Source organism: Edaphobacter sp., from assembly GCF_035532915.1.
Taxonomy (GTDB): Bacteria; Acidobacteriota; Terriglobia; order Terriglobales; family Acidobacteriaceae; genus Edaphobacter.
Window position 1 is genome coordinate 1 of the sequence record NZ_DATKQC010000044.1, and the last position, 4,003, is coordinate 4,003.

A 4,003-nucleotide genomic window follows, 5' to 3' on the forward strand; every position below is an offset into this window, starting at 1 on the left:
CAGCGGCGCAACCGTTGTTTGATAGAGCTTCTGCATCTGTTGGGCAATCTGGTTGATGGTCTTGAGAGAGCTGCCGATGTCGTTCTGAATCGAGCTGAAGATCGCGTTGAACACGCTAAGGAATTGCCCTTTAGCAAGCTTGGGCAGGGCAAAGCACGTCTCGATCAGGAGAACAAGAATGAGCACTCTCCTCTCCCAGCGAATCTTGGCACCCCGCTTTCGGCCGCATCCTTGATCGTCCGTATACGGCTCTCCATTCAGGAGTGGCTTCATCTCGGGTTGGGTATTTTCAATCACTGGCTCATCGCCTCCTGCATCTCTCCGGAAAGCTCGACCGGCAATGGCGCTAGTTCCGCCAGCCCCCTCGGATATTGCGCGGCAAGTTCTTCGTAGGCCTGGATCAAAGGCAGTGACTGGCGCTGGTGCAACCACCATTTGCGAAATGCTCGTTCACGTGCGTATGTCGTAGTGATCCAATAGTCCACGGGGCTGGGAACAATCCGGATCGCGTGCGTCGACTCCGCCTTCTCCCCAATTGCAATCAGGAATTCGGCGCTGTGACCCTTCTTCGGGTGAGCGAAGGTCTTGATCTGATTCAGCGCCGTCTCGTTCAGATGGACATGCTCGCGAAGAGCTGTCATGTCGCCAGGCTGTTTGCCGATGATCTTTGTGGTCGCATTCTTCACAATTCCGGCGCCATGCTCATTGGGCTTGTCGGGTGTGCCGACAAAGTCTTCGGGAGTCTGGCTGATTCCCCAGACGCTGGCATTGCGTTTGCGGGCTGTGCGGAAGAGTTGCACGACGACGCTGGCGAGGATAGGCGACTCCAGCAGCGCCCAGCATTCGTCGAGCAGAACGATGCTTGGCTGACCAGTCATCCCCGATGCTCGGTACGTGGCCGTGTGAGCGATCAAGAGACTCATGGCCCGTTCGAGACGCAGATCATCTTTTAATTTCTCGACATTGAAGTAGAGCCATGGATTGTTCAGTTGGACCGTGGTTGGCCTGTCAAAGAGTCGCGCGTAAGGTCCCTCGTCAACCCAAGCCCGCAGCTTGGTCGAAGCCATCTGCGCCATCGCGTTGATCTTCTGATTGCGATCCCGATCCTGCCAGTGGGCCAGTTCCGCGGCCAGATCTCCGAAGAGCGGAATCGGGTTTGAGGTCTTCGCGCTGCACCTCTTGTACGTTGAGGCGATGGCTTCGAGCAGGACGCTGTCGAGCAAGTCGATGTCGAGGTCGGGCGGCGTATTCTCGCCCAGCATGTGTCGCGTGAGGTTCTTAAGAAAGGAGATCTGGTCGTTGGACGGCTGGCCTTCTCCTCTGGGCAAGTCCCAGGGATTGATTGTCTGGTCGCTGTCGAGCGACATCTCGATCATCTCTCCGCCCATCAGCTCCACTAATGGCTGATAGGAATCACCCCGTTCGAGGATGGAGATGAGCGGGTTCGCGCGCGCGGCCATCAGCAGCATTTGCTGAGCGGCGAGAGTTTTACCGCCGCCGCTTTTCGCCATCAGCAAGCCGTTCGCATCGGACAGATCCGGATCGAACATCGAGAACGGGATGAGCTGACGATAGGGCGTCTCAAAGAGAATGAGCGGGCTCCTCCGTGTCCCGGTCCAAGGCATCTCTATAGGGACAAGATCGGCGGCATTGGAGGTAAGCATGTCCTGATCGCGTTTGTCGGCCTCAGCCATGCCCGGTAACGTCCCCAGAAAGATCCGCCGCTTGGCGATCGTCTCAGCCACAGCTTTCGCGCCATTCATGTGAGTGAAGGCGTTCAGAACCTCTTGAGTCCGATTAGCAAGTTCGCGCTCGGATCGTTCGAGATCGTGCAAGGTGATTGCCGGTTGCGAGGTGCGCACCACGACGGAAAGACTGAGCTTGGCCGTCTTGAGGGAGGAGGAGATGATGTCTCGCTGCACCTGGATGAGCTGCGCCTGAGCTACCTCGGCCTCGGGATTCGATTTGAAGTTTCCGTTGGCATCCTTCTGCGCGGCTGTCATCTTCTGGAGGCGCTTTTTGTAGCTCTTGAGGACCTTCACTTGGTCTGGGATCACAACCTGCCCACTGACGACAACCGGAAAGCCAAGTGTCGAAAAGTTCTGCAACATCCCCGGAAAAGTCGCATCGGGAAGTTCCTTCAAGCTGACAACGGCGTAGAGATACCCATCGATATTCAGGTAGGTCTCGGTTTCGTTGAGGATGCTCGCCTCGACTGCCTGGGACCTCGCGCTCCGATACTCGATCATCTCTTCTGGAGGCACATACGGCCGCCGGTCGCGCCGGATCGGGTGCTGCGCATGCTTCAACTCCTCAAAGAGTTCTTGTGTAGAGAGTCTCCGGGGCCCGAGGTTGGCCGCCTCCATCGACCCCTCGATGCCCCGGAGGATGGATTCGAACTCGGCCAGATAGGTCTCGTGCTCCTTCCGCGCACGCTGGATGGCCCTCTTCTGGCTCACAGTGAATCCACCAAGACTGCGATTCTGTTGAGTGGAGTGGTAGAGCTTGGCGTGAATGCGCGGGTCCCAGATCAGGTACACATGCAGCCGATTCTCGAAGAAGAAGCCGCTGTTTTCCTTCTGTCGCCACATCTGAAGCCGGTGCGCATCGAGGGCCATTACTTCCGACTGATCAGTTCGCTGTTCGTGGATGTAGTTGCTGAGGAGATCTCCGAGATGCTCAGAAATCTCGTACCGGAACTGAACGCGCATGCTGACATCGGGCACACTCCGAAAGAGCGCCTCAAGCATCGACTTGTTCTGGTTGCGATCACCATCTGTGGCAAAGTACGCGAGGATCCCCCTCAACTCGTAACCTGCGACAAAAGCCCCGTTGGTGCGCACCATAATGTTGTCCCCAAGGGGGAGATCGCGCAGAGGCAGCAACTCGCACACTGCCGGTACTTTGAGCCTTCTATCGTGTTCTGCTTGGGTCACCGGCATAGCTAAGGTCTCCCTCTAGAGTTCCATCAACCTCGATACGCAGTTGCTGCTCCACGATCCGTGCGAGTGGAGCGATCTCCTCATGAAAGCGTGCTGCGAAGATGACGCATGCGAACGTGACGCGTGCCGCTTCCACGTCGAGAACCGCGACGACCGTCCCGCTTCTCTGCGTCGTGATCGATGCCTGCATCCTCATTCCTCCTCTTCGACCACATAAGGTTGAGTCAGTTCCGAATCTCGTTCAAGCGCGCACCAGGCCTTCGGAGCAAAGAATGAACGCACGAGGTCGGTTAGATATCCCCGGGGCCTCCCATACTTGAACAAAATCAGGAACGGCACGGCCAACGCCGGCACGATGAACTCCATGAAGACGTTCAACGGAATTCCAAACACATGCGCATTCCCATTCACGAAGTGAGCAAGGAGGTTCATCACTGCCGCCAATGCGAGCACTAGAATCAGGTCCTCAAACTCCAGACCAAGAAACGTCACCTTGGTGTGGAGGTTGCGGTGAACAGGCGTCATATCGAGACTCATCGCGTTACCCTCCGATTCCGTGCGCTTGCGTCACCATCGACTCGGCAAGGCGCACCATTCCCGAAACCATCAGTGCGCCGATGGCCGCGACGAACTTTCTGATCCAGGTCGAGCCGGGATAAATCTCCGAAACTACGCCGCCCATGTGCATGGCCATCGCCGCTAACTGGGTGAGCGCGAACATAGGCAGGATCACGTTAGCCGTCCAGTTCACGAGGCTCATCGTGGCCATCCAGAACGCATCAGCATTCGTAGCGCCTGCGTGTTGCACAAACCCTTCCAGCGCACGCAGAATCCCGGAGCACATTAATGAGGCGAAGCCCCCATACAACGGCTGCTCGAAAGGACCACCCTTGCTGTAGCGATACACGGCTCCTGCAAAAAACAGTCCCGCCATCGTGGGCATCATGGTGTTGCCGGCCCAGGATGCGAGGTTCGTGATGGCCCCATCAAGACTCATAACCTTGCTCCTCACGCCGCCATCGCTCGAAACAGCGACAGAAGGCCACTCACGCTAAGGAAAG

Annotated in this window: 5 protein-coding genes; all 5 read right to left on the reverse strand. The window is 57.1% G+C overall.

All coding sequences use genetic code 11. The features are described from left to right. On the reverse strand, positions 1-297 hold a 297-nt coding region (locus VMU57_RS02195; protein ID WP_325380341.1), incomplete at its 3' end, for a hypothetical protein. Beyond that, the gene (locus tag VMU57_RS02200) at positions 294-2,942 is read right to left on the reverse strand and encodes a hypothetical protein (protein ID WP_325380343.1); all 2,649 of its coding nucleotides are present in this window, start codon (positions 2,940-2,942) and stop codon (positions 294-296) included. The genes VMU57_RS02195 and VMU57_RS02200, both read right to left, overlap by 4 nt. Next, on the reverse strand, positions 2,914-3,132 hold the full coding sequence (locus tag VMU57_RS02205; RefSeq protein WP_325380344.1) for a hypothetical protein: 219 nt from the start codon (positions 3,130-3,132) through the stop codon (positions 2,914-2,916). The genes VMU57_RS02200 and VMU57_RS02205 overlap by 29 nt, the downstream gene beginning before the upstream one ends. Before the next feature lie 2 nt (positions 3,133-3,134). Further along, entirely contained in the window at positions 3,135-3,479 is a 345-nt protein-coding gene (locus VMU57_RS02210; RefSeq protein WP_325380346.1) for a hypothetical protein, read from the reverse strand. Positions 3,480-3,483: 4 nt separating this feature from the next. Then, on the reverse strand, positions 3,484-3,939 hold the full coding sequence (locus VMU57_RS02215; RefSeq protein ID WP_325380348.1) for a hypothetical protein: 456 nt from the start codon (positions 3,937-3,939) through the stop codon (positions 3,484-3,486). Between the last annotated feature and the right edge of the window lie 64 nt (positions 3,940-4,003).

Bases quoted from the DNA above. Each gene is read 5' to 3' on its own strand.
- VMU57_RS02200 (WP_325380343.1), bottom strand. From the start codon at position 2,942: ATGCCGGTGACCCAAGCAGAACACGATAGAAGGCTCAAAGTACCGGCA.
- VMU57_RS02205 (WP_325380344.1), bottom strand. From the start codon at position 3,132: ATGCAGGCATCGATCACGACGCAGAGAAGCGGGACGGTCGTCGCGGTT.
- VMU57_RS02210 (WP_325380346.1), bottom strand. From the start codon at position 3,479: ATGAGTCTCGATATGACGCCTGTTCACCGCAACCTCCACACCAAGGTG.
- VMU57_RS02215 (WP_325380348.1), bottom strand. From the start codon at position 3,939: ATGAGTCTTGATGGGGCCATCACGAACCTCGCATCCTGGGCCGGCAAC.